The sequence below is a fragment of the Paenibacillus algicola genome (assembly GCF_005577435.1).
Taxonomy (GTDB): domain Bacteria; phylum Bacillota; class Bacilli; order Paenibacillales; family Paenibacillaceae; genus Paenibacillus_AQ; species Paenibacillus_AQ algicola.
The window spans coordinates 2,284,843-2,310,384 of the sequence record NZ_CP040396.1; the positions used below are offsets into that span (position 1 = coordinate 2,284,843).

Below are 25,542 nucleotides of genomic sequence, written 5' to 3' on the forward strand. Positions count from 1 at the left end.
CTTACAGGGACCTGAGAAGCATTTATGGAACACTAAAGGAGAGAGTAAAGATGTTGATTTCATATACCATAGAGCGGGCAGCCATGCAGCTGGATGAAGAGAAGCATTTCACCGGCAGCACGGTATTTAATGTGGAGGATCATCCTGAATCGTACGAGGTTACGTTCATGAGCAAGGACGGCAAGAACTGGGATTACAGTCTGCACTTTGCCGGTGAACCGGGACCGGAGGAGAAATTCCTTCAGGTGGATGAATGGCTGGAGCTTCACGATGATTTGTTTGACGATCTACTGGATGCTGCGATTGATGCCGGCGGATTTGAATAAAAAAGCACCCGCCCCCTGCTAATTGAAGGGGCGGGTGCTTTTACGTCTTCTGCTTTATGCTTATCCCATGCCGTTCAAGCTGCCGCCTGAGGTGAACAGTCGGTCAATCCGCTTCTGAACAGCCGTATCAGGAATGAGTGGAGGGGCATGGTGCGGCTTGATCCGGGCGTCAATAATGAGGGTGTCACATCCCCAATGCTTGAAGGAATAGCCGCTGTTCACTCCGTACATGTCATGAGACGGATTACTGCGAGTGAAGGTCGCCCACAGGAAATTGGACAGCGATGCGGAGAGGAACCCGCTGTCGTCGCAGATCACGATCAAAGGAATGTCCGGTATACCACCGCGCTCCACGATAGCCTGAGACAGCTCCTGCAGCTGCTCCTTTGCCTCGGTATAGCTTGTGAACGGTGGACATTCCAGCGCTACAACACCGGGCTGAACGATACGCGGATGAACGAACTCCCGCAATTCTTGCAGCTGCGACGGTACGCTGATGCCCAGCTCGCGCTTCTTCTCGCCGCAAGCGGCCAGGATGACTTTGCTGCCCTGGTTCAGTCCCGTACCGGAATAGTCCAGGGTATCTATCGTCGTATTCGTCTGAAAATGCAGATCCCGCTGAAGATCGATTCGCTCCAGGATATACGAGAGAAACGCCGCCTCGTCATGCGTGCTGATCGGCTCCTGCTCCTCGGCGGCAATGAACAAATATTTGGCCAGGCTCAGCTGTCCTGTGCCAAGAATCCGATTGGCGATGGTGAGCAGCTCAGCTGGCTGCTTGGCGGGCGCATACGGTGTATATCGCTCGCTGCCAATCGCGAACAGCAGCGGGTGAACACCTGCCGCATCCACAGCGTGCACTTCCTTCACCCCGGGAATTTCCTGTTTAACCGCATCTCCGGTCAGCTCATGGATCAGTGCTCCGAACGCAGTATCCTCCTGCGGCGGCCGGCCTACGACAGTGAACGGCCAGATCGCCTCAGGCTTCGCATATACCTTATGGACGCGCATCAGAGGGAAGGGATGTGCAAGGCTGTAATAGCCTAAATGATCTCCAAAAGGCCCTTCGGGCTTCGTCTCGCCGGGATGAATCTCCCCGGTGATGACGAAATCCGCATCGCGACTTATACAGTAGCCATCCTCGTAGCCGTATCGGAAGCGGCGCCCCGCTAACAAGCCGGCGAAGGTGAGCTCACTAAGGCCTTCCGGCAAAGGCATAACGGCCGACAGCGTATGTGAGGGAGGCCCGCCGACAAAGATGCTCACCTTCAGAGGCTCGCCTTTGCGGGCCGCATGATGCTGGTGAATGCCAATGCCTCTATGGATTTGATAATGCAGGCCAATCTCTTTATCCGCGATGAAGTCATTGCCCTGCAGCTGTACACGGTACATGCCGAGATTCGCATTCATGATGCCAGGCTTGTCCGGGTCCTCGGAATATACTTGTGGAAGTGTAATAAAAGGGCCGCCATCCATAGGCCAATGCTTGATCAGGGGCAGCTCCTGAATGGAGATCTCCTGAAAGCCGGCCGCGCCGCCTTGACGCATAGGTAATGCCTTTGCTGCGGCGGCGGCGGATTTGGCATGCCGCAGCGGCTGCTTGAGCGCCTGGATGGGATCGTTACGCAGCGCAATGACATTTTTTGTGGATTCCCAGGTCTGACGAAACATAAACTTGCTGCGCTCCAGCGTCCCGAACAGATTGGAGACAGCCCGGTAGCGTGAGCCTTTCACATTCTCAAACAAGAGAGCCGGCCCTCCCGCCTCGAATACTCTCAGATGAATGGCAGCCAGCTCCAGATCCGGATCGACCTCCTCCCGAATCCGTACGAGATGTCCATTTCGTTCCAGATCATTGACGCATGCTTCCAGTGTTGGGTACATAGCTTTGCCGCTCCTATTCATGATTAACATTCTTTGTTTTTATTTTAGCAGAACTGTAACGGAGCGTCATTTTTTCGGCCGTACAGCATTACAGCATCGGCAGGACACTAGAAGCGTTTCATCTGTCAGTAAGCTCTGAAGTCAATAAAGACTGTAAGAAGAAGCTGATCTTAGCCCGAAGACGCGGGTAAACCAAGCTGCATAGAGAAAGGGCGGCGCCCGCAGGCTCCGCCCTCTATAGAGATACGCTTAACGGTTACCCGATAATGATCCGGCCTTCCGGGTGGCGGTACAAATCCTTGTGCTTCTTGCGCGTCAGAGCGTAAGCGAGGGTCAATGGACCCAATCGCCCGAGAAACATGAGCAGCGCCACAAACACCTTGCCAACCTCAGACAGCTCCGGCGTCATCCCCATGGACAAGCCCACGGTGCCGAAGGCAGAAACGGCCTCGAAAAAGATGACTAGAAATTGCTGATCCTCAGTAGCCGATAGGAACATCGCGGAGCTTACGAGCACGATCAGGGCGATAATCGTAACGGTCAGGGAGCGATAGACCATCGCTTCCGGAATTCTTTTTTTGAACAGGACCACATCCCGCTTTCCTTGAATCATGCTGATCACAGCGCCGATCAGGACAGCGAAGGTCGTGACCTTGATGCCGCCGCCGGTAGAGCCGGGCGCTGCGCCGATAAACATCAGGATGATGAGGAAAAACTGGCTGGACTGCTGCATACTTCCGATATCAATGGTGCTGATGCCGCCGGATCTTGCGGTGATGGACTGAAAGAAAGCAGCCATCCACTTTTCACCCCAGGTCATATTGCCAATGGTAGCGTCATTACTGTATTCTAGCAGGAACAGGGAAAGCGCTCCGAGCAATATCAGAAAGCCGGTGACGGACAGCACGACCTTGGAATGAAGGGAGAGCTTGCGGCATTTCGGATATTCCATCACGTCGAACATGACGATAAATCCAATCCCGCCCAGGAATATAAGAGCCATGTTCACCAGGTTAAGATAAATATCCGTACCATATACCGGGAAGCCGGCAAATGGCCCGTGAATCGAGCCCAGCAGATCAAAGCCTGCATTATTAAAGATGGATACACTCTGGAAAATGCCTAAATAGAGAGCTTCATCAAAATGCATGTCTCTCCAGAACCTGAGCGTCAGCAATAAAGCGCCAATGCCCTCAATAGTGAACGCATACACTAACACTTTGCGGATCAGATCGACGATGCCCTGAATCTGATACTGTCCCATAGCTTCCTGCAGAATCATCCGTTCACGGAACGAGATCCGGCGGTTCAGCATCATCGCAATCCAGGTAGCCGAGGTCATAAATCCCAATCCGCCAAGCTGGAACAGAAGCAGCAGCACGATCTGGCCGAACGTGGACCAATGTGTGCCGGTATCGACGACGACGAGTCCGGTTACGCTCGTGGCAGAGACTGCGGTGAAGAAGGCGTCTGCCAACGAGGTGCGGGTGCCATCGGCGGTAGCCATCGGAAGCTCCAGGAGAAAGGTGCCCGTCAAGATGATGGCGGAGAAGCCCAGCGCGAGAAATTTCGGGGGGCTGATGGGATCATTACGGGTTTTGTTTTTTTTCGAAATCATGGGATAAAAAGCTCCTTACCAAAAATTAAACCATTACTACTATACCATGAAAGGCTGGTCCCACAATGATAAAATCGGGCAAAGCGCCGATTCCTGTACTCATCCTGCTGCTGATCGGCATCACTGCCATCTCGTTCTCATCCATATTCGTAAAATGGTCGGAGGCGCCGGTGTCGGTGCAGGCGATGTACCGTCTCTTTATGACAGCCTTCATGATGCTGCCCTTTGTTTGGCGCAAGGCACCTGAAATCAATCAAATTACGCCTAAACAGCTAGGCCTGTTGTTTCTCTCGGGCTTCATGCTGGCGCTGCATTTTCTGCTCTGGATGGGGTCCTTACGCTATACCAGCGTTGCCAGCTCGACCCTGATTCTTGCGCTGGAGCCAGTGTTTGTCATGCTGGGGGCTTATATCTGGTTCAAGGAGCGGACGAGTTTATCTGCGCTTGTCGGCGTGGCTATAGCGTTTATGGGCATTTTTCTGCTGATGGGCGCAAGTCGTGTCTCGGGCTCTGACGCCAGCTTTACCGGCGATATGATGTCACTGCTAGGTACAGCCGCGGTTGCCGTTCATATGCTGCTGGGACAATCGCTTATGAGCAGGATGAGCTCACTCGTGTACAGCTGGATGGTGTTTCTGTCCGCAGCGATGTGCTTGGGGGTATACAATATGGCTCTCGGCATTCCCGTCACAGGCTATCCCGCAAAGGAGTGGGGAATCTTCCTGCTGCTGGCAATCGTTCCGACCGTGTTCGGCCATCTGCTGTTTAACTGGATGATGCGCTTCTCCAGCGCGTCCGTTGTCTCGATGAGTGTGCTAGGGGAACCGGTCGGGGCAAGCCTGCTGGCCTTTATCCTCCTGCACGAAACCATGAATGCCTGGCAGTTTGCCGGGGGCTTCTTCGTGATGTGCGGCTTAATCTGGTTCCTGAGGTATAAGCAGCCTCACAGCGAACCGGCTCCTCCCATAAGGGAAAGTGTGCCGCAGCTATAGCTTGTCAATAACATCCATAAGTCATTCAACATGCCGGGTCCCTGTCAGGGAATCCGGTTTTTCTTTGTGTGGAAATGGATGAATGCACAGGGCAGGAAGCCGCTTCCCTTGGGAAATATTTGCATAAGGTGTACTAACCCGCCTGCTGCAGCGGAGGCAAAGCTTTATGAAGCACATTAGAAGGAGGGAAGCATGGATGACACCGAAGGTGACAATCGTCATTCCATTTTATAACTGCCCATATATTGAGCATGCCTTGTCCAGTGCCTGCGGACAGACCTACCCTAATGTCGAGGTGGTTGTTGTGGATGACGGTTCTTCCCAGCATAGCCATCGGATTACACCCTTTCGGGACTCCATTCACTATCTGGGCAAAAAAAACGGAGGCACCGCCAGTGCGCTGAATCACGGCATTCTGCATGCCTCCGGAGAATATATCGCATGGCTCAGCTCGGATGATCTGTTTCATTACAGCAAGCTGGAGCAGCAAATGGCCTTCATGCAGGAATACGGACTTCAAGTGAGCTACACCGATTTCTCTACCATTGACAGCAAGCATGCCATTACGCGTCCTACCTGCGGGATACCCATGAGCGGAACCGCTGATCTTGCGCGCCAGCTTACGTATAGCAATCCGGTGAACGGCTGCACCGTCGTCGCAAGCAAGGATTTGTTCATGAGCCTTGGCCTGTTCAATGAACGGCTGCGTTACACTCATGATTACGACATGTGGGTACGGATGATTCTGCACGGCGCACGGTTTGGTTATTTGCATGAGCCACTTACCCTGTACCGGGTTCATTCCGGGATGGGAACGGTCCGGCATAAGAAAACGATTTTGCGAGAATACGGAAAGCTTAAGAAAATGTACAGAGCCAGCCTGAATCAAAGGTGGGCACTGGGCGGGTGAGGAGAGAAAGATGAGAATACTGCTGGCTACGATGTGGCTTGTGCCTCATGTTGGAGGGGTCTGGAACTTTATGCAGCAGCTGCATGACCGGCTCGTGATGATGGGGCATCAGGTAGACCTATTGGGCAATAGCCCGGACTACTCATCCTATTATCTTGTCAACCAAGGGCGGGAGCTGCCCAAGGAGCTCCTGCTGCCGATGCTGCGAACGAAACTGAATCTGGTGACAGCACCGATTGTGAACAGCGAAAGCTATCTAAAATACTACGAATTTGAACGTTATAGTCTGGAGCTGGCAGCAGCTTTTTTTGGACTGGATCACTACGACATCATCCACACACAGGATATCTTCGCAGCCCGCGCACTGTATCGGGTGAAGCCCAAGCACATCCCGCTCATCTCACAGGTGCACGGGTCGGTTGCCCGGGAGATGCATGAGCATTTTCGCAAGCGTCCTGAGCTGCAGGTAGCCAACGGCTCTCCAACCTGGAACTACTACCCGGAGATGGAATTTCAATCCGCGATGTCCTCCGATCTGACAGTAACGGCGAATCAATGGAGCAAGAACATCCTCGTGAAAGAATACGGTGTAGCGTCAGAGCGGATTCAGGTATTGCCTTATGGCATTGAAACTGAGGCGTTCTATGACAAAATGGCGCGAGGTACTCTGATCCAGCGGCCCCCTGGCAAAAAAGTGTTCATTTTTCCGGCCAGACTCGTTCCTGTCAAAGGGATTGATGTGCTGCTTGCCGCGCTCGCCATCGTGGCTCGCCGAAGATCCGATTGGGTATGCTGGATCGTTGGTGACGGAGAGCTTATGGCGTCGCTTCAGGCGTTGACGCAGCAGCTGGGCCTGCAGGAGTACGTTATATTTCACGGGGCACGAAATGACATCCCGGCTCTGCTGGGGCAATCGGATATTTTCGTTCATACCTGTGTGCAGGACAACCAGCCGTATTCCGTGATGGAGGCACAGCTGGCGGGCTTGCCATGCGTAGTGTCCAACGCGGGAGGGCTGCCGGAAATGGTGCAGGAGGGAGTCACCGGACTGATCAGTCAGGTGGGAGATGCCGGAGCCATTGCAGAGCAGCTGATACTGCTCTTGGCCAACGATGAGTATCGTCAAGCCCTGGGCAGAAATGGCCAGGCATATGCGAATGAGGTCTGGTCCATGGATCGAATGATGGAGCAGATGATTATGACCTATCATGAAGTTCTGGCACGAAAAATATAACGACAGGAGGGCTGTCATATGAATCCGGATGCCTATCAGGTCATCAGCGACCTCTATAATCGGTGGTTTGCCGTTCAGACCTCCAATCCCGAGCTCTTGGTGGATTATGTCGTATGGAATCAGATCGTCTCCGCTCTGCCCAAAGATTACGTACTGCCGGACCCGCTGATTTACAATATCGGCTAAGCGAGGTTCTGGTCTGTACAAGGAGGTCATTCATCATGTCGGTATTTCGCTTGGAAGCTGCACCCTTTAGCCCCATTGATGCCAGATACATTCAAAGCAGTGATCTATATATCAGTAACCATGGCAGTGAGCCTTTTGATGTGCTGGTTCACGGATATTATCCGGATGGGAGCATATTCTATGTCACCTTGGTCCACGCCGCTGCCGGAAGCACGGTCAGCCTTCCTGATATTTATAATCACCACCGGGCGTTTAGCCTGCTGCTAGTAACAAACATTAACACCTCTCTTACGACCGGCATTACTGTCTATGCCAAGGACCAGGGACAGTTGATCGCGGTGTTCTCCAATTCCCACTTCAGTGTGATGGAATAAAGAAGGGAGGCCTGCTAAAGATGAAGGTATTATTTGTTTATTATACTCCGAGCGGCGGGGTTGAGACCTTGAATCGGCAACGCTGCCGTGCGCTTCGATTAGCGGGCATTGAAGCGCACTGCTTGTATTATACTTGGGGGTCCGGCATGCAGAATCCCGTGGATTTCCCGATCTATGTGACCAGAAATGACATTGAAATCAAGCATTACCTGGATTTGCACCAGTATGCTGCCATCATCGTCACGACAGACCATCTCAGCTTTCCCCGGCTGCGAATGCTGGGCTACACTGGCAAGCTGATCTTGGAAATTCAAGGGTATGGACCTAAGGATTATGCGCGTACCCAATTAATATCGGCAGCACCTTATGTAAACGCACACGCATCAGCGCTTCTAAATCCATGCACGCCTCATATTTCCTCGTTGTTTAACGAGCTGTACCCATATATTCCGCAGTATAATTTCAATAATTGCTTTGATACTACAAGCTTTACCTACTATGCTGCTCCTGCACCGCAATCACCAGTCATTGCCTGGCTCGGCCGAATTGAGGATAATAAAAACTGGCGTGAGTTTTTGTGGATTGGATATCACTTGAGTCAATACGTCCCGGAACTGAACATGTGGATGTTCGAGGATCCTCAGCTAAGCATCCCTTCAGAACGAGAGCAGTTTTTGCAGCTCATTGCTGAGCTGAGTCTCGAAAAACGTCTGACCCTGTTCTCGAATGTCCCCAATGCCGATATGCCATATTACTATTCAGTGATCGGAGATTCGGGAGGGTTTCTGTGCTCCACCTCCAAGGTGGAAGGAGCCCCGTATGGGATCCTGGAGGCGATGAGCTGTCGCTGTCCGGTCTTAACGACAGATTCAGACGGCGTCTCCACTTCGGTATATCATAATTTTACCGGGAAATTTTACACGCTCGGGAATATAGAGAATGCCGTCCATGAAGGGTTAGGGCTGATGCAGGATTCAGTTTTACGGGAGCAGATCCGGACCCAGGCGCAGGGCCATGTCCAACAAGCGTTTAACCCCCACATCTATGCCGCGAATTTCGCGCAAATGCTGCACTCCGTATAAATCAAGAGGTGGCACCCGGTTCATCCCGGGTGCCACCTCTTTTGAAATGTTTGATAAGATTTCCCGCTCGCAGGATCACGGGGATACGCGAAGAACCTGCCCGGATCAAGAGGAGAGACGCCAAGCCTTCACAGTCTCCGCCAGCCCTTGTTCCATATCATACTGAGCCTTCCAGTCGAGTACCTTCAGCGCCTTGGTGCTGGAGAGACAGCTATGATAAACGTCACCGGCTTTGACAGGATGATAGTGTGGGATAATGGTTCTGGCTAGGCGACTGGCAAGAAGATCAATTAAGCGGTTGATACTCGTAGACTGTCCTGTGCTTACATGCAAAATCTCGCCATGTCCCTTGTACATCGCGGCCAGATTGGCCCCTACAACATCCTGTACATAAATGAAATCACGGGTCTGATTACCATCTCCGTACACATTCAAAGGCAGCTCTTGGGCCAGCCGTTCGCCAAACACGGAAATAACACCGCCTTCTCCTTTCGGTGTCTGTCCCGGTCCGTAAACATTGCCATAGCGCAGGATGGTATAGTCGAGACCAAAGGTCTGACTGTACAGCTGGATATATCTCTCACCACACAGCTTGGACAAGGCGTAGAAGGAAATCGGAGCCACAGGGTCCCCCTCTGTAATGAGCGGCTGATCCAGCGCGCCATAAACGCCGGAGGTGGAGGCAAATATGATTTTCCGTACACCTGTTGCTTTGGCGGCTTCCAGGAGCCTTAAGGTACCTGAAATATTCGTGTCTGCATCCAGCCAAGGATTGGCAATGGAGCTTTGTACATCAGCCTGGGCCGCCAGGTGGAAAATAAGCTCCGGCTTAATCTGTGCAAGACGGGAGGCAGCGTACTCACTTCGAACATCACAGACATGAAGGATCGCTTCATTATGAAGACGCCCGGCATCGCCGCTGGCCAGATTATCAAGTACATGCACCTCATAGCCGCTCATCACCAGACGGTTCACGAGATGCGAGCCAATGAATCCGGCACCTCCGGTAACTACTACTTTCATGTTCGGGAACAACCTCCAGCCTTGGTTGGGATGCTCTATGATACGTGAAATGCTGGAGGTGCGCTTGTGGTGATGACCAGAGGAGTCTTGATTGGGCATTTCCAGGCTCTTCGGCTGCCGCTATTGGTTTGGGTGTTATTTTGCTGATATAATAATGACTATTGTAAAAATGAATACCGAAGTATGTAAAAATAACAATCATAAAGGAAGAGTACACGATGAATACATCACCAAGAACCGGATTGCTCTGGTATAGCGGCATGCTTGTCTTGCTGCTGCTCAAGCTGCTATTGTTCAGATGGTTTGTTTTTAAGGATATTGAATGGGGCAGGATCATCTGGGATGTGATCTCGGTTGCAGGCTTACTCGCATTGCTGGAGCTGTCGATCAGTGCTAAAGTCAGGCCGCTGGTCTACTGGATGTTTAATGGAATCATTTCAATCCTGTTGTTTGCTTCCGTCGTGTACGTCGCATATTTCGGCTCCGTCCCGACCTACACAGCGCTTTCCGGACTGGGTCAGGTCAATCAGGTAAAGGGCAGTGTCCATACGCTGCTGCGTCCGGAGCAGTTTCTATTCTTTATCGATCTGGCGGCGCTGCTGGTAGCTCGCGCAGCTCGAGCCGTGGCGGTTCGCAGAAGACATCGAAGTGCGCTTTCCTTTGGCACTCGTGAAGCAGGAAAGAGACCGTCAAAGCTCTGGAAGCTCTCGATGGCACTCATATTGATCTCATCCCTCGGATTGTCGGCAGTGGCGATGACCAGAAGCTGGACCATTGAGAACGAGAAGGTGCGCGCAGAACAGCTGGGGTTTGTGAGTTATCAGGTGGCCGAAGCTCTCCGGGATGCGCGGGACACCAAAGCGCTGGCAGATACCAGCTTGGAGGAGACGGCACAGAAGGTGCAGGAGCTCAAAGCATCCTATACGTATCAGGATAAGACCGAAAGCAGAGCAGAGCCTGACTATTTCGGCAGCGGAGAGGGAATGAATCTGCTGATCGTACAGCTGGAGTCACTGCAGCGCTTTCCGCTGCATGCTTTTCTGGACGGACAGGAAATTACTCCGGTGATGAACACACTCGCTGATGAGGGACTGTACTTTCCGAATGTTTTTCAGCAGATTGGCCAAGGGAATACGTCGGATGCGGAATTTCTAACCAATACGTCCATCTATCCCGCAGGGTCGATTGCGATGTCCAAGGGGTTCGGCCATAAACAGCTGCCGAGTCTGCCCAAGCTCTTGGCGGAGCGGAATTATATCTCCAGTACCTTTCACGTTAATGATGCCGCCTTCTGGAATCGTGCACAGCTGTACCCGGCTCTAGGCTTTGATCAATATTACGATAAGCCGAGCTTCAACAATGACCAGTTTAACGACTTTGGTGCTTCGGATGAGGAGATGTACAGAACCGGACTGCAAAAGCTGATCGAAGTGCAAGAAACCGGCAAGTCCTTCTATGGCCATTTTATTGCGGTATCCAGCCATTCTCCCTTTATCGTACCGGAGGACCGATCCAAGATTGACATCCCTGCTGAACTGCAAGGGACCCAGCTTGGACATTATCTGGATGCTGTGAACTACTCGGACTATGCGCTTGGCCTATTGGTTGACGCTTTGAAGCAGAAAGGGCTATGGGAAAATACGGTGCTTGTTGTGTATGGAGATCATTTTGGCATCAACCCCGCCGAAACCCCGGCGAGCCTCATTTCATCCACGCTAAATATTCCTTACGAGGATGATGTCAGTCGGCTGAACGTGCCGCTTGTGATACGTATTCCGGGGCAGCAGGGCGGCAAGACCATCGAGCGCACCGGAGGGCAGATTGATATTCTCCCGACGGTGGCAAACATTATGGGGATTTCTTTGGAAAAAGAAGGCTTCACAGCCTTTGGTCAAGACCTGCTGAACATTGATCATAATGTGACGGGGATGCGATACTACTTGCCAACGGGCTCTTTTCTGAACGATGAAATTCTGTTCATTCCCGGTAATGGATTTGAAGACGGCAGAGCAGTATCGCTGGATACCCTGGAGCCTGTAGAGGATTTCTCGGCTTACCGAAATGATTATGATTTTATATTGCAAATCATGAAGCTGTCTGATGAGTATGTCAATCTGCTTCCATCCCGTGCACCATGAGCCATAGGAGAAGCTGTCCGTGTCGAGAGATGCTGGCAGCTTCTTTTTTATATTCTCGTTCGCAAAAGCGCTTCATCCTAGTCTTGCCAGTCTATTGTTAACTTGATAATATGATATTTGAGTTAACAATATAAGTAAGGGAGTACAACGGATGATAACCTTAACCCAGAACCGCTGGCAGCACATGGCCGCTCAAGTGCTGCAGAAGCAAGACCTTCTACCCCAGGATGCCCTGGCTATTCTTCGATGTCCCGATGAGGAGCTGCTGTCCTTAATGCAGGCGGCTTATGAAGTTCGGCGTCATTATTTCGGAAACCGGGTCAAGCTGAACATGATTATTAACGCCAAATCCGGGTTATGTCCCGAGGACTGTGGATATTGCTCCCAGTCGATCGTTTCGGAAGCACCCATAGACAAATATGCCTGGCTGACCAAGGAGAAGATCCTGGAGGGTGCGCAGGAGTCGATTCGCCGTAAAGCCGGTACCTACTGCATTGTCGCTTCCGGCCGACGTCCGACGGATAAGGAGGTGCGACATGTGGCAGAGGCTGTGAAGGAAATACGAGCCACCACCGACCTGAAAATTTGCTGCTGCCTGGGCTTCCTGAATGAGGATCAGGCAGGTCAGCTGGCTGAGGCCGGAGTGCATCGCTACAACCATAACCTGAATACGTCGAAGGACCATTTCAGCCGCATTACAACGACGCATCAGTATGAGGATCGGGTGGATACCGTGAATCAAGTGAAGGCCGCCGGCATTTCACCTTGCTCCGGAGTTATTTTTGGCATGGGTGAACGTGAAGAGGAAGCGGTAGAGATGGCATTTGCACTGCGTGAGCTGGGAGCTGAATCCATTCCTTGTAATTTTCTGAACTCGATTGAGGGCACACCGCTGCAAGGCGTCAAGGAGCTCACCCCTGTTCAGTGCCTGAAACGGCTTGCAATGATGCGAATGGTGAACCCCTCCGCAGAAATCCGGATTGCCGGAGGGCGCGAGATCAACCTAAGATCACTGCAGCCGCTGGGACTTTATGCAGCTAATTCGATCTTTGTCGGTGACTATTTGACCACAGATGGACAAGATCAGCAGTCTGATTGGTCGATGATTGAGGATCTCGGGTTTGAAATTGAGACATGCGCTCTTTGACAATGATAATCTTTATCATTTACAATGAGGATATTCATATCTGATCAGTGAGCGACTGGCTGTCAGGAGGACTATTTTCATACAAGGGAGTGCTGTTCATGTTCGTAGAGGTCAAGACGATCGTAGTTACTGCTGGTCATTCACATCATGTGGTGGACAACTTCACCGGTCCCGGTGAGATTGAGAAGATTGAGGGCTTTATCGATCTCAGCGTTATGGTGAAGGAGAAGCGGCGCCAGGATGAAACGGAAGAAATTATGGTGGTCATCCGGTGGGAATCCAAAGAAGCATGGAAGCGCTGGGAAACAAGTGAAGCGCATATTCAAGGCCATAAGGCGAAGATTGGCAAGCCCAAGCCTGACTATCATGTCAGCAGCACCCACGGGGTGTATACTGTAGAGTCGTCCAAGGGACCCCGAGCCGATTGAGTATTTTGGAAAATAGACGGGAATGTTAATGAGGCAGCTAGGTCTGCCTCATTTTTAATTGTGAAGGAGCGTTCCTATTGTTTCACTTATATAGCCACAATGATCTGGACGGGGTGAGCTGTGGAATTCTTGCCAGGCTGGCGTTCGGATCCAAGGTTGAGGTGCGGTATCATGCAGTTCATAGCTTAAATGCGCAGGTAGAACGGTATTTGCTTCAGCAGGCGGAGCAGAACCAGCCGGAGAATATGCTTCTGATTACGGATCTTGCTGTGAGTCCGGAGATTGAAGCGCGCATAAATAGGTTTGTCACGTCAGGCGGGAAGGTGATGCTGCTGGATCACCATAAGACCTCACTGCATCTGAACGCACACGAATGGGGGAGCGTGCACATTCATCATGAGGATGGACGTACTGCATCTGCCACCTCCTTGCTTTATGAATATATGCAGTCCCGGGAGTGGCTGCAGCCTTCACCCTCACTAGATCAATTTGTAGAATGGGTTCGCTTATATGATACATGGGAGTGGGAGAAAGCAGGTGAAATTGAGGCAAAGCGGCTGAATGATCTATTTTATCTGCTGTCTCCCGAGGAGTTTGAGACCCGCATGTTAAGCCGCCTTCAGGGCAGCAGTCACTTTGCCTTTGATGAGTTTGAGGAGAAGCTGCTGACGCTGGAAGAGGACAAGATTGAACGCTATATCCGCCGCAAGCGCCGGGAGATGACTCAGACCTTTATTGGTGAGGAGTGCGTGGGAATTGTGTACGCAGAGAGCTATCATTCCGAGCTGGCGAGTGAGCTGGGCAAGGGCAACCCTCATCTTGATTATATTGCCATTCTGAACCTGGGTGGACGGCGCATGAGTCTGAGAACGATCCACGATCATATGGATGTAGCGGACATTGCCAAGCGCTATGGCGGAGGCGGGCATGCCAAGGCAGCGGGCTGTACGATGAACGAAGAGGTGTTCCGCTTATATGCGGCAGAGCCGTTTGAGCTGGACCCACTGCCGCTGGATGCACCCCGAAACGCCTATAACGTAAAAGCTTCCGAGCACGGCGTGCTCTACGACACACCGGGGAAGAGCAACATCCTATTGTATCAATCCGGCTCCGGCAACTGGACGGCGGAATGGGACAAGGAGGCGCTGCCGTTTGACTTCCCTTCCTTTGAAGACGCCGAGCGTCATATCAAACGACACTATGGGGCCTGGCTCTGCCGCGATGACCGATATGTTCAATTTCTGTCGGAGCACTGGCTTCGCAGCCGCCGCAGAGGGCTTAAGCCCGATTTGGATGAAGAAAAGATTATTGATGATCTGTAATACCTTACGTAAGCACAAAGAAGCTGCCTTGAAGATCTAATCTTCGAGGCAGCTTCTTTGTGAGTATTTCTAACGATTGGCCTTCGAGCTTAAGCGTACCATCCCCACACGAAGATAAAGAGGGAGCCGAAGATGGTGACGAGGGCTACGAAGACGGCAAAGAATATATTGATATACAGCGATCTCTTGTCGTCCGATTCACCGATGTGCATGAACAGGACCAGCTGGAGCGTAGCCTGTAGAATGGCAGTGACCACCAGGATGGCCATTTTGACAGCTTCGGGCAGGTCCATCAATGCGACCAGTGCCAAAGCAGTCAGGCCGAGGGAGGCCACATAGCCAACGACGTGCTTGATGGGAAACAGCTGCTTCAACATGTCACATCAGTCCTTTCAGATATACGAAGCTGAAAATGAAGATCCAAACGACGTCCAGGAAGTGCCAGTACAGCGAGAAGATAAACGATTTGTTCGCTGTGCTATGATCCAGTCCATGCTTTCTCAGCTGGACCAGGATGGCAATCCCCCACAGCAAGCCGAAGGTGACGTGAGCACCGTGCGTTCCCAGCAGAGTGAACAAGCTGGACAAGAATGCACTTGTAGTAATTGTAGCCCCTTCATGAACGTACGTGAAAAATTCGAAAATCTCAATACCCAGGAAGACCGCTCCCAATGCCAGCGTGATGATCATAAACATCATCATCTGCTTCTTCAGCCCCAGACGCATGGCGTGAACCGCCAGGCCGATCGTGAAGCTGGAGGTCAGGAGGATAAAGGTTTCGGCCAGAACGGGGCCGATCTCAAAGATCTCGGCGCCGTTCGGACCGGAAGCATACCGGTCAACCAGAACAAAGTATACGGTAAACAGTGTCGCGAACAGTGCAATCTCCGCGCCAAGGAACAACCAGAACCCAAAGATCTTATTGCGGTTCTCTTCCGTTCCATATTCCAGAGGCTGAGTGGCATCTATCTTCATACCGTATCACCCCGCAGTTTCTTTTCAGTTTGGGCGACTTCTTCCGCTGGAATGTAGTAGCCGTGGTCTCTGTCAAAGGACATGGTGGCCATGATGATCAGAACGGCCAGGCCGGCTGGGATCGCCAGGCTCCACCAGCTGAATACCACGAAGAATCCGAGGAAGAAGAACGCGATGCCAAGGACAAATGGCTTGCCCGAATTGCTTGGCATATGAATCTTCTCAATTTTCTTATCAAACAGGGAACGCTTCTCTTTCTTGGCAAACCAGTATTCATCCCGCTGCTTAATCTCCGGAACAACGGCGAAGTTATACACGGGAGCCGGACTTGGAATGGACCATTCCAGAGAGCGTCCGTCCCAAGGATCGCCGGTCTTATCACGCGGCTCGTAGCGGGTACTCCAGTAAATGTTGTACACCAGCAGGATAAACCCGATGGTCAAGCCGATCGCACCTACCATCGACAGCATATTCAGCGGACCGAAGCCGGTCTCTTCCGAATACGTGTACATCCGGCGCGTCATGCCCTGCAGACCCAGGAAGAACAGTGGGAAGAAGGTCACGTTAAACGAGATAATAATGAACCAGAAAGCGGTTTTGCCTTTACGCTCGTTCAAGCGGAAGCCGAACACTTTCGGGAACCAGTAGTGGAAGCCGGCGATGACGGCAAACACGGTACCCGGGATGAGCACATAGTGGAAATGCGCCACCAGGAACATCGTATTATGATACTGGTAGTCGGCACTGGCCATAGCCAGCATAACGCCGGTTACCCCGCCGATCGTAAAGATCGGAATGAAGGCCAGGGAATACAGCATAGGTGTCGTAAACTGGATTCGCCCTCGATGGAGCGTAAAGAGCCAGTTGAATATTTTAACCCCGGTCGGTACAGCAATCGCCATCGTGGTGATGGAGAAGAAGCCGTTGACCATAGCACCTTGACCCATCGTGTAGAAATGGTGTGCCCATACGATAAAGGACAAGGCAGAGATGACGAGCATACTGAGTACCATGGAGGTGTAGCCGTACAGATTTTTTCTGGCAAAGGTCGAGATGATCTCACTGAAAATCCCGAATGCCGGCAGTACGACAATGTAAACCTCAGGGTGTCCCCATACCCAGAACAGGTTGGCCCAGAGCATATCCATGCCGCCGTTCTGCATCGTAAAGAATTGGGTGCCGAACTGACGGTCCAGCATCATCAGCAGCAATGCAATCGTCAGGACAGGGAAGGCGAAGATGATGATCACGCTTGTGATCAGAACCGACCAGGTGAACATCGGCATCTTCATCAGCGTCATGCCCGGTGCACGCATCTTGAGGATGGTGACAATAAAGTTCACACCGGTCATCAGAGTACCAATCCCTGAAATCTGGATGGATAACGAGTAATAGTTGTTCCCCACATGCGGGCTCAGCTCAGGTCCGGCGAGCGGGAAGTATGCCGACCAGCCGGCATCCGGAGAGCCCCCGATCACAAACGAGATGTTAAAGAGCATCGCTCCGGCGAAGAAGAGCCAGAAGCTGATCGCATTCAGCCGAGGGAAAGCAACGTCGCGCGCCCCGATCTGGAGCGGGATGATAACGTTCATCAGGCCGAAGATAAATGGCATCGCCATAAACAGGATCATAATAACCCCGTGTGTTGTAAAAATCTCATTGTAGTGCTGTCCGTCCAGGAATTTCATATCCGGCATGGACGTTTGCGCCCGCATCATAATCGCATCGACGCCGCCGCGGAACAGCATGATGAGTGCAGCCAAAATGTACATGACCCCGATTTTTTTATGATCAACGGTTGTCAGCCATTCTTTCCACAGGTATCCCCATTTCTTGAAGTAGGTCAAGCCTACTACAATGGCCAGGGAAACGAGAACGATACTAACCATGGCGCCATAGATTAATGGTTCACCGGTAACGAAAAATTCGTCCCATTTCATAAGGGCTTATCTCCTTTCAGGATGTACAGGGGAGAGGGGGCAGTATACGCAAATTTACGCCATCTGCCTCAGCCTCATCAGTCCCTAGTGACCTTCGTGGTTGTTGTGAGTAGAATCTTCATTAGAAGTGTCCGGCTCGACATTGGGCTCGCCATCGAACTCCACTTCCTCTTCAGAGGTTGCCGGCTCCGGGAACTTCTGCTTCTTATCCTGATGATCTGTATGACCATTGGAATGGTGGCCATCCTCCGGCGGAGGACTGAATTCGAGATGCGTACTGGAGAAGGACATTCTGCCAACATGAGGGGTCACCAGAAGGTCATCAAACTGCTCCTCGGTCAGATCCTTCTCATTCGCCTTCACGTCTTCTACCCACTCTTCAAATTCAGCAGCAGGCATCGCCAGCGCTTCAAAGTCCATATGGGCGAAGCCTTCACCACTAAAGTTTGCGTTCTTACCCATATATGAGCCCGGAACGTCTGCTACCATGTTAATCTTCGTAACCATGTCACTCATGGCATATTTCTGACCGGCAAGCTGTGGAATCCACAAGCTCGTAATCGGACCGTAAGAATACATGCGGAACTCGATAGCACGGTTGGTCGGGAGGTTCACATAATTGACAGTCTCAATGCCTTGTTCCGGATAGCTGAAATGCCATTTCCAGTTGGAGGTGGAAGCGTAGATAACCAGCGGCTCCTGATCTTCATAGCCCTCCGGCACGTTCTCAACAGCTATGGTTGATTTGACTGTCACTACGGAAAGGATGATTACAATAATGATCGGAATAATCGTCCATGTAATCTCCAGCAGCTTGCTGCCCTCATCGTGCGGCGGCTCGTAGCCTTCATTGGATTTTCTAGCGCGGTATTTGACCAGCATATAGATGTAAAGAACGTATACCACAGCCAGAATGCCGACCATCATGAAGATAGAAAATATGATTGTATCGGACAGGGTCCTTGCAGCCGGACCTTTCGGATCCAAGACGGTCAATGAACTACAGCCCGATAAAAGCAAGGTTATACTCATCAACAATGCAAATAACGGCCCTCGTTTTTTCATGGTGTACCCCTTTCTGACATATTAAATCTCACATTCGCTTGTCACTTCATAATCCTATAGTAATGACTATTTTCATTCGTTGCAAAACCCATTACATTGTATATTTAACATTTTATGGTTTAACTTTGACGAACACCGTAACGTTTTGTGATCAAATTGTTTCAAAAAGACTCTCAAGAAGAGCAAAACCCTGTCGTTATGCGGTTTTTAGTGAGTTCAAACTTTGTTCAAATATTCACGAGTGTTCCCAGATTCGTCACAAATCACCGCCTCCAAATACGCTGTAATGCCTGGTGGGTAAGGGTTATTTGCCCAAAATAGCCTTGAATAAATCAGTTTGATCCTAAAGCAAATAAGATATGTAGTCCACTGTGCAGGGCTGAAAGCACATCTCAGCCAAGCTGAGTAAAAAGCTCACATGCGTTATTTAAAGCATTCACCTTCTTTTGAATCGAAAGAGTCAGTATCTGGGTCTTTGCAACGCTCAGAATTAGTTAGCGCACACTATAAATGTTTCCCTTGAGAAAAATCGTTGACAAACCGCAAAAATCACGTTATTTTGTTATCAAGCATATATTTTGCCCAAGGGAAATTTAATTGTTTCATCCCACACAATAATGAATAATATGGTTAAGGGGGAAATTTGAAGATGTTGTCTCACATGAAGAAGGTTTGGATTCCTGCAACGCTCATTCTGGTGCTGGCTTTGGCTGGCTGTGCCGGATCAAATGAGAAAAACGGCAGTACGGCTGAAGGCAAAATCAACATTGTTACCACGATCGCTCAAATTGCAGAGCCGGTTTCTGTCATCGGCGGTGACAAGGTGCAGGTGTCTAGTCTTATGGGTCCTGGTGTTGATCCTCATCTGTACAACGCTACTCAAGGTGACATCAGCAAACTCGACCAAGCAGATATTGTGTTTTACAGCGGGCTGCATTTAGAAGGGAATATGACGGAAGTATTTGAGCAGATTGGCAAATCCAGACCTGTAGTTGCGATTAGTGAATCTGTATCCGAGGATCAGCTTCTGACCGATGAAACAGGCGCTATTGACCCTCATGTCTGGTTCGACCTCGAGTTATGGGAGGTTTCATTAACGGCAGCGGTCGAGGAGATGAAGACATTTGCTCCGGAGCATGCAGAGGAATTTGAGAACAATAAGCTGAAATATTTCGAAGAACTGCAGGCGCTCAAGCAGGAAGCTCAGGAGAAGCTGGCTTCAATCCCCGAGAATCATCGCGTGATCGTAACGGCACATGATGCGTTCGGCTATTTCGGCAGAGCCTATGATATGGAGGTTGTTGGACTCCAGGGACTAAGCACGGAGGATGAGATCAGCGTATCGGATATTGATCAAACGATTGATATTCTAATGCAGCATCAGGTTCCTGCCGTATTTGTAGAAAGCAGCATTAATTCCAAGTCCGTTGAAGCGGTAGTGGAGGGGGCGTCCAGTAAAGGGCTGGATGTAAAGCTGGGCGGTGAGCTGTTCTCTGATGCGATGGGCGATGAGGGAACCGCAGAAGGAACCTACCTGGGCATGTACAGACACAATGTTAACATCATCTATGAGGCGCTGGCCGGAAAGGGAGAGTAATGCATGAGTGTGATTGAGGTTCAAGGCATAACCGCATCATACCGGAAGAATCAAGTACTTAAAGATGTGAATTTTACGGTTGAGCCTGGCACGCTGACGGCCATCATTGGACCTAACGGTGCCGGGAAGTCAACTCTGCTCAAGGTGCTGCTGGAGCTTCATCCGAAGCTCTCCGGCTCCACCGCTTTCTTCGGCTCTTCTCTGCAGAAGATGAAGAAGCGGATCGGTTACGTTCCGCAGCGGGGCTCGGTGGATTGGGATTTTCCAACGAATGCATTAGATGTCGTCACCATGGGGCTCTATGGCCAAATAGGCTGGCTTCGACGTCCAAACCGCTCTCATCGTGAACGCGCTATGGCATGTCTGGAGCAAATGGGGATGGCCGACTACGCTAATCGGCAGATCAGTCAGCTGTCCGGCGGTCAGCAGCAGCGGGTGTTTCTGGCTCGGGCGCTGGTACAGGAAGCAGATCTGTATTTTATGGATGAACCGCTTGCCGGGGTTGACGCCGCAACCGAGAAAGCGATTATGCATACCTTAAAGGAGCTTAAAGATAGAGGCAAGACCGTGATGGTCGTGCATCATGACCTCCAGACGGTGGAGGATTATTTCGATCATGTACTGCTGCTGAACCGCTCGGTATGGGCTCACGGACCCACGGAGGAAGTATTTACACAGGAGAATGTTTACCGTACCTACGGCGGAACATTGCGCTGGATGAAGGAGGCGTAACGAATGTTATCTTGGTTATCGCCGAATACACAGTGGGTCCTGCTCAGTACGTTGATCTTAGGCATGGCTGCGGGGATGATCGGCTGCCTGGCCTATTGGAAGAGACAGAGCCTCATGAGTGACGCATTGTCTCACGCCGCCCTGCCTGGCGTAGTTATTGCCTTTGCGCTCACTGGAGTCAAGAGCCTGCCCGTGCTGCTTATCGGTGCTGCAATCAGCTCTTTGCTGGGTGCGCTCATGATTCAGGGCATTCGTTCCTCCAGCAGGATTAAAGAGGATACTGCGATGGGCATTATATTATCTGTGTTTTTCGGATTTGGCATCATGATGCTGACCCTGGTTAGTCGTTCTGCTGGCGGAAGCCAGAGCGGCCTTGACGGATTTATATTCGGGCAGGCTGCATCGATGGTTCGGCAGGATGTGTATATTATGCTCGGCATGGCGGTGCTGGTCATCCTCGTGGTATTTATCGGCTTTAAAGAATGGAAGCTGTTTCTGTTCGATCCCGGCTTTGCGAAAGGGCTTGGCTTATCTGCGAGATGGATGAACAACATCTATTTATCGGTTCTCGTGCTCGTCATTGTCATCGGCATCCAAGCCGTTGGTGTCATCTTGATGGCTGCGCTCCTCATTATTCCCGCGGTCAGTGCGAGATACTGGAGCCACTCGTTCAAGACGATGGTGGTCACCTCCGGATTGTTCGGGGGCATGGCCGGGATGAGCGGCAGCCTGCTGAGCTCGCTGGGCAGCGGCTGGCCCACAGGACCGTTTGTCGTGCTGACCTCATCGGCCATTTTCCTCGTCTCCCTTGTATTTGGAGCTGAGAAAGGGCTTCTCGTTCAGGCGCTTCAGCTTCGCAGTCAGAAGAAACAATACCAGCATAGTACCTGGCAGCACAAGACCGTTCACGTGAAGGAGGCAGACTAACATGACCTACGCCATGTGGATTCTCCTTACCGCCTCTCTAGTCGGCCTTTCCTGCGGGATCATCGGGGCCCTGCTTATTCTGAGAAAAATGGCTATGATGGCCGATGCCATCAGCCACAGTGTGCTGCTAGGCATTGTGGTAGCTTATTTGATCACACGAGAGCTGAGCGGCATTCATATGCTGATTGGCGCAGTGATTGCGGGCCTGTTGACAGCCGTTCTGGTGCAGTGGTTCCACGCCCGCGGTGTTCAGCAGGATGCTTCGATCGGGGTTGTATTTACTACGATGTTCGCGATCGGTGTTGTATTGATCGCAACTCAGGTCGGGAATGCGCACCTGGATACCAAGCATGCGCTGATGGGCGAAATCACCTTTATCCCATGGGACACGATTGCTGTTCCGGGACTCGGAGAGGTGCCGCGAGCGACGCTGACCTTATCCATCGTGCTTCTGCTGGTCATTGCGGTGATTGCGCTGTTCTACAAGGAGTGGAAGATTACATCCTTTGACCCCGCGCTGGCCGCGAGTCTTGGCATTCCGGTGGTGCTTATGCATTATCTGTTTATGTCCATGGTTTCACTGACAACGGTGGCCGCCTTTGATGCGGTTGGAGCCATTATGGTTGTGGCCATGCTTATTACACCGGCAGCCTCCGCTTATCTATGGACAGATCGTCTGTCTGTAATGATCGGGCTTAGTGCCATGTTTGGTGTGATCTCGGCCATTACGGGCTACTATATCGCCGTCTGGCTGGACACGTCCATCTCCGGCTCCATGGCCTTTGCTACGGGATTGGTGTTCTTGTTCAGCTTTCTGTGCTCGCCAAGACATGGTCTTGCCTCCCGCCTTCGTTATCGTCCGAACATGTCGGAGCAGAAGCTGTAGCATCTGCATTCAATCATCACTTAAAATCCCCTGGGGATCTCGCTCCAGGGGATTTTCTGTTGATCAGACAAGATTCAAGGCAAGAATGTCAAATCGGTTACAGGCCGCTAGTGGACAGAACCACGCTCCTATTGTTATTGTTGTATATTAGGGGTCACCGGAAAGAACCCTGGAAAACAGCATTCTTTTCATTACATAGATAAAGGAAGAGGAATGAACATATGAGCTTGTCCAGCGGTATATTCGGGTTCATTATTTTGCTCAACATCACATTTGCAATGGTTGTCATTTTTCAGGGCAGGCGGGACATTGGATCTACATGGGCCTGGCTGCTCGTTCTGCTGCTGATTCCGATTGCCGGCTTTATTCTGTACCTGTTTCTCGCCCAAAATTTCAGACGCAAAAAGCTGTTCTATTGGGAAGAATATAAGAAAAGCGGCCTGGATCGAGGCCTGAAATCCCAGGTTTCCCAGTTTCGGTCCCAGCAGTTTGAGTTCCGCAACAGCATCTCGGAGGAGTATCAGGACCTGATTACCATGAACCTGCTGAACAATCAGGCTTTTCTGACTGAAGACAATAAGGTGGAGATTATTACAGACGGCCATCAAAAGTTTGAAACGCTGTTCCGGGACATTGAAGCGGCGACCGATTTCATTCACATTCAGTACTACATCATGCGCAAGGACAAGCTGGGCAGGAAGCTCATGGATCTCTTGTCCAAGAAGGCGAGAGAAGGGGTTCGCGTCCGGGTTCTGTATGATGAGCTGGGCTCCAGAGGGATCGGCAAAAGATTTCTGAAGGAGCTGCGGGAATCTGGCGGCCAGGCTGAGGCTTTTTTTCCATCCAAGTTCAGATTGATCAACCTCCGGCTGAATTACCGGAACCACCGGAAGCTCGTTATCATTGATGGCAAGGTCGGCTATATCGGCGGCTTTAATGTCGGAGATGAATACCTGGGGCTGGATCCGAAGTTCGGATACTGGCGCGACACGCATTTAAGGCTGCAGGGGACCGCGGTGTATTCGATTCAGACCCGCTTCGTGCTCGACTGGAATCAGGCATCGCAGGAGCATGACATCACGTATTTTCCCTCCTTATTTCCGGAGGTGCCTGAAGGCGGACTTGTTGGCATGCAAATCGTATCCAGCGGACCGGACAGCGAGTATGAGCATATTAAGAATGGTTATCTCAAAATGATTACCTCCGCCAGAGATTCCATCTTTATTCAAACGCCGTACTTCATACCCGATCCCAGTATGCTGGATGCTCTGCGGGTCGCATGCCTGTCCGGGGTTGAGGTCAATATTATGATTCCGGACAAGCCGGATCATATGTTCGTGTACTGGGCCACGCTCTCTTACATTGGAGAGCTCCTGAAGGCGGGAGCAAATGTTTATCAATATAATAACGGCTTTGTGCATGCCAAGACGCTGGTTGTCGATGATAAGGTGGCTTCGGTCGGCACGGCAAATATTGATTACCGAAGCTTTCGCTTGAATTTTGAGGTCAATGCCTTCATCTATGACGAAACGATTGCCTGCCGCCTTAATGATGAATTCCGTAAGGATCTGGAGGTTTCCACACTCTTGACTCTGGACAAATACCACGCTCTCTCCAAATGGGTACGGTTAAAGGAAGCGATCTCGCGACTGTTATCACCTATATTGTGAGGGAAAGAGCTGCTTAGAACGAATGTTCTTATTTAAGCTTGACGAGTCGTTTGAACTGGAGTATATTGGAATTCAATACGTTACTGCGGGAGAAGCACCTCGCTGAACGAGCTGATTGCAGCTTGTTTGGCGGGGTGTTTTTTGTTGCGTAATGACAGTAGAAGGAGAGGATCATATGTTTATTCAAGGGCTGAAACGATGGGTGAAAGTGGGGGTAATGACCTTGCTCACGGTCGCCTTCATCGGCAGTACAGCGGGAGAAGGGAAGGCTTCGGCCTCGGCTTGGGACGCCGCCTTGCGAAGCGTTGAAGGGCTGTATGACGGATATGAGGCGGCTGAGCTGTCTTTAAAGGTCCTTAAGGGCGAGGTCAGTTACATCCGCAAGCAGAATAACGAACGCCTGGATCAGGTGAATGCGGCCGTGAAGCAGATTGACAAGAGCAAGCTGAATCAGCTGCAGACGGCCTATGAGAAGCTGAAAGAGAAGCATGACCCGCTCCTGAAGCAATATACGGAGCTTGGGAAGAAGGCGGCAGCAGCTCGAAAGGCTAAGGACAGCAAGGGCGCCCTTGTGTACGACCTCAAGCGTAATCAGATCAAGGAGCAAGCCGCGGCAGCGCGCCTTGAAATCAAGAAGAAGTATGACGAGCTGGATGCAGCTAAGAAGCAGACTGCAGCTAAAGCCAAGCTCGTGAAGGATGCGCTGCAGCCTGTATATGCCAATAAGACCAGAATTACCGCCGAGAACAAGACCATTGCTGAAATGAATAAACGCAAATCAGCTGCAGATCAACGATACAAAAGCTCAGTCAAACTGGGAGATGCGATCGGCGCCGCAATCGAGCTGAACCGGCTTCTCTCAGAGCTAAAGGGCATGTATCAGTCTCATCAGCATATTTATCAATGGGAGAAGGATATCAAGCAGCAGCTATTCCTCGCCGAAGCCAAGCTGCCCCGGTAATACCAGGGCAAGAAGGCTGTGGCGCGCGGAACTCAATGTGGATAGATGGTTTGAAATTCAACGCCGCAGGGTGGACCGTGAATAAAATTGCCACTGAAGAACACGACGAAAGTTCGATTCCTAAT

24 protein-coding genes are annotated in these 25,542 nt (G+C 51.1%); 17 read left to right on the plus strand and 7 right to left on the minus strand.

Going from position 1 to position 25,542, the window contains the following annotated elements; genetic code table 11:
- Positions 1-50 precede the first annotated feature (50 nt).
- Positions 51-326, plus strand: a complete 276-nt coding sequence (locus E6C60_RS10555) for a hypothetical protein (protein WP_138225816.1) — start codon at positions 51-53, stop codon at positions 324-326.
- Between the two features lie 60 nt (positions 327-386).
- Here the strand turns inward: E6C60_RS10555 and E6C60_RS10560 are convergent, their stop codons facing one another.
- Both E6C60_RS10560 and E6C60_RS10565 read right to left on the minus strand, forming a co-directional pair.
- Entirely contained in the window at positions 387-2,210 is a 1,824-nt protein-coding gene (locus E6C60_RS10560; RefSeq protein WP_138225817.1) for a UbiD family decarboxylase, read from the minus strand.
- 256 nt (positions 2,211-2,466) lie between these two features.
- Entirely contained in the window at positions 2,467-3,828 is a 1,362-nt protein-coding gene (locus E6C60_RS10565) for a TrkH family potassium uptake protein (RefSeq protein ID WP_138225818.1), read from the minus strand.
- Positions 3,829-3,893: 65 nt separating this feature from the next.
- Between E6C60_RS10565 and E6C60_RS10570 the strand changes: the two genes are divergently transcribed.
- The 6 genes from E6C60_RS10570 to E6C60_RS10590 all read left to right on the plus strand — a co-directional run bounded on the left by E6C60_RS10570 (position 3,894) and on the right by E6C60_RS10590 (position 8,606).
- Complete coding sequence (locus E6C60_RS10570; protein WP_138225819.1) at positions 3,894-4,820, plus strand: DMT family transporter; 927 nt, start codon at positions 3,894-3,896, stop codon at positions 4,818-4,820.
- A 196-nt stretch (positions 4,821-5,016) separates the two neighbouring features.
- Entirely contained in the window at positions 5,017-5,730 is a 714-nt protein-coding gene (locus E6C60_RS10575; RefSeq protein WP_138225820.1) for a glycosyltransferase family 2 protein, read from the plus strand.
- 10 nt (positions 5,731-5,740) lie between these two features.
- Positions 5,741-6,964, plus strand: a complete 1,224-nt coding sequence (locus tag E6C60_RS10580; RefSeq protein WP_138225821.1) for a glycosyltransferase family 4 protein — start codon at positions 5,741-5,743, stop codon at positions 6,962-6,964.
- A gap of 18 nt (positions 6,965-6,982) precedes the next feature.
- Positions 6,983-7,150 carry a hypothetical protein gene (locus E6C60_RS20930; RefSeq protein WP_175415269.1) on the plus strand — a complete coding sequence of 56 codons (168 nt, stop codon included), beginning with the start codon at positions 6,983-6,985 and terminating at the stop codon, positions 7,148-7,150.
- Between the two features lie 35 nt (positions 7,151-7,185).
- The gene (locus E6C60_RS10585; RefSeq protein ID WP_138225822.1) at positions 7,186-7,524 is read left to right on the plus strand and encodes a hypothetical protein; all 339 of its coding nucleotides are present in this window, start codon (positions 7,186-7,188) and stop codon (positions 7,522-7,524) included.
- A gap of 20 nt (positions 7,525-7,544) precedes the next feature.
- The gene (locus E6C60_RS10590) at positions 7,545-8,606 is read left to right on the plus strand and encodes a glycosyltransferase family 4 protein (protein ID WP_138225823.1); all 1,062 of its coding nucleotides are present in this window, start codon (positions 7,545-7,547) and stop codon (positions 8,604-8,606) included.
- A gap of 105 nt (positions 8,607-8,711) precedes the next feature.
- On the opposite strand, the gene E6C60_RS10595 is transcribed toward E6C60_RS10590, so the two are convergent.
- Positions 8,712-9,629, minus strand: a complete 918-nt coding sequence (locus E6C60_RS10595) for an NAD-dependent epimerase/dehydratase family protein (protein WP_138225824.1) — start codon at positions 9,627-9,629, stop codon at positions 8,712-8,714.
- A gap of 218 nt (positions 9,630-9,847) precedes the next feature.
- On the opposite strand from E6C60_RS10595, the gene E6C60_RS10600 reads away from it, so the two are divergent.
- The 4 genes from E6C60_RS10600 (at position 9,848) to E6C60_RS10615 (ending at position 14,664) form a co-directional block, all read left to right on the plus strand.
- On the plus strand, positions 9,848-11,767 hold the full coding sequence (locus tag E6C60_RS10600; RefSeq protein ID WP_138225825.1) for an LTA synthase family protein: 1,920 nt from the start codon (positions 9,848-9,850) through the stop codon (positions 11,765-11,767).
- A 184-nt stretch (positions 11,768-11,951) separates the two neighbouring features.
- Entirely contained in the window at positions 11,952-12,914 is a 963-nt protein-coding gene (gene bioB, locus E6C60_RS10605) for a biotin synthase BioB (RefSeq protein ID WP_407669158.1), read from the plus strand.
- Positions 12,915-13,012: 98 nt separating this feature from the next.
- Positions 13,013-13,342 (plus strand): antibiotic biosynthesis monooxygenase, encoded by a 330-nt coding sequence (locus E6C60_RS10610; protein ID WP_138225827.1) that lies wholly within the window; start codon positions 13,013-13,015, stop codon positions 13,340-13,342.
- A gap of 77 nt (positions 13,343-13,419) precedes the next feature.
- Positions 13,420-14,664: a DHH family phosphoesterase gene (locus tag E6C60_RS10615; protein WP_138225828.1), complete on the plus strand. Its 1,245-nt coding sequence runs from the start codon at positions 13,420-13,422 to the stop codon at positions 14,662-14,664.
- Positions 14,665-14,753: 89 nt separating this feature from the next.
- On the opposite strand, the gene qoxD is transcribed toward E6C60_RS10615, so the two are convergent.
- The 4 genes from qoxD to qoxA form a co-directional block, all read right to left on the minus strand.
- Positions 14,754-15,041 (minus strand): cytochrome aa3 quinol oxidase subunit IV, encoded by a 288-nt coding sequence (gene qoxD, locus E6C60_RS10620; protein ID WP_138225829.1) that lies wholly within the window; start codon positions 15,039-15,041, stop codon positions 14,754-14,756.
- Position 15,042: 1 nt separating this feature from the next.
- Complete coding sequence (gene qoxC, locus E6C60_RS10625) at positions 15,043-15,639, minus strand: cytochrome aa3 quinol oxidase subunit III (protein WP_138225830.1); 597 nt, start codon at positions 15,637-15,639, stop codon at positions 15,043-15,045.
- Entirely contained in the window at positions 15,636-17,579 is a 1,944-nt protein-coding gene (gene qoxB, locus E6C60_RS10630; protein ID WP_138225831.1) for a cytochrome aa3 quinol oxidase subunit I, read from the minus strand. The genes qoxC and qoxB overlap by 4 nt, the downstream gene beginning before the upstream one ends.
- Before the next feature lie 84 nt (positions 17,580-17,663).
- Positions 17,664-18,644 carry a cytochrome aa3 quinol oxidase subunit II gene (gene qoxA, locus E6C60_RS10635; RefSeq protein ID WP_138225832.1) on the minus strand — a complete coding sequence of 327 codons (981 nt, stop codon included), beginning with the start codon at positions 18,642-18,644 and terminating at the stop codon, positions 17,664-17,666.
- 661 nt (positions 18,645-19,305) lie between these two features.
- On the opposite strand from qoxA, the gene E6C60_RS10640 reads away from it, so the two are divergent.
- The 6 genes from E6C60_RS10640 (at position 19,306) to E6C60_RS10665 (ending at position 25,417) form a co-directional block, all read left to right on the plus strand.
- Positions 19,306-20,241 carry a metal ABC transporter solute-binding protein, Zn/Mn family gene (locus E6C60_RS10640; RefSeq protein ID WP_233280978.1) on the plus strand — a complete coding sequence of 312 codons (936 nt, stop codon included), beginning with the start codon at positions 19,306-19,308 and terminating at the stop codon, positions 20,239-20,241.
- Positions 20,242-20,244: 3 nt separating this feature from the next.
- Positions 20,245-20,973, plus strand: coding sequence for a metal ABC transporter ATP-binding protein (locus E6C60_RS10645; protein ID WP_138225834.1), 729 nt, complete (start codon positions 20,245-20,247; stop codon positions 20,971-20,973).
- 3 nt (positions 20,974-20,976) lie between these two features.
- Positions 20,977-21,900, plus strand: coding sequence for a metal ABC transporter permease (locus tag E6C60_RS10650; RefSeq protein WP_138225835.1), 924 nt, complete (start codon positions 20,977-20,979; stop codon positions 21,898-21,900).
- Position 21,901: 1 nt separating this feature from the next.
- Positions 21,902-22,786, plus strand: a complete 885-nt coding sequence (locus E6C60_RS10655) for a metal ABC transporter permease (protein ID WP_138225836.1) — start codon at positions 21,902-21,904, stop codon at positions 22,784-22,786.
- A 221-nt stretch (positions 22,787-23,007) separates the two neighbouring features.
- The gene (cls, locus tag E6C60_RS10660) at positions 23,008-24,456 is read left to right on the plus strand and encodes a cardiolipin synthase (protein WP_138225837.1); all 1,449 of its coding nucleotides are present in this window, start codon (positions 23,008-23,010) and stop codon (positions 24,454-24,456) included.
- 175 nt (positions 24,457-24,631) lie between these two features.
- Positions 24,632-25,417 carry a hypothetical protein gene (locus E6C60_RS10665; RefSeq protein WP_175415270.1) on the plus strand — a complete coding sequence of 262 codons (786 nt, stop codon included), beginning with the start codon at positions 24,632-24,634 and terminating at the stop codon, positions 25,415-25,417.
- Positions 25,418-25,542: the final 125 nt, after the last annotated feature.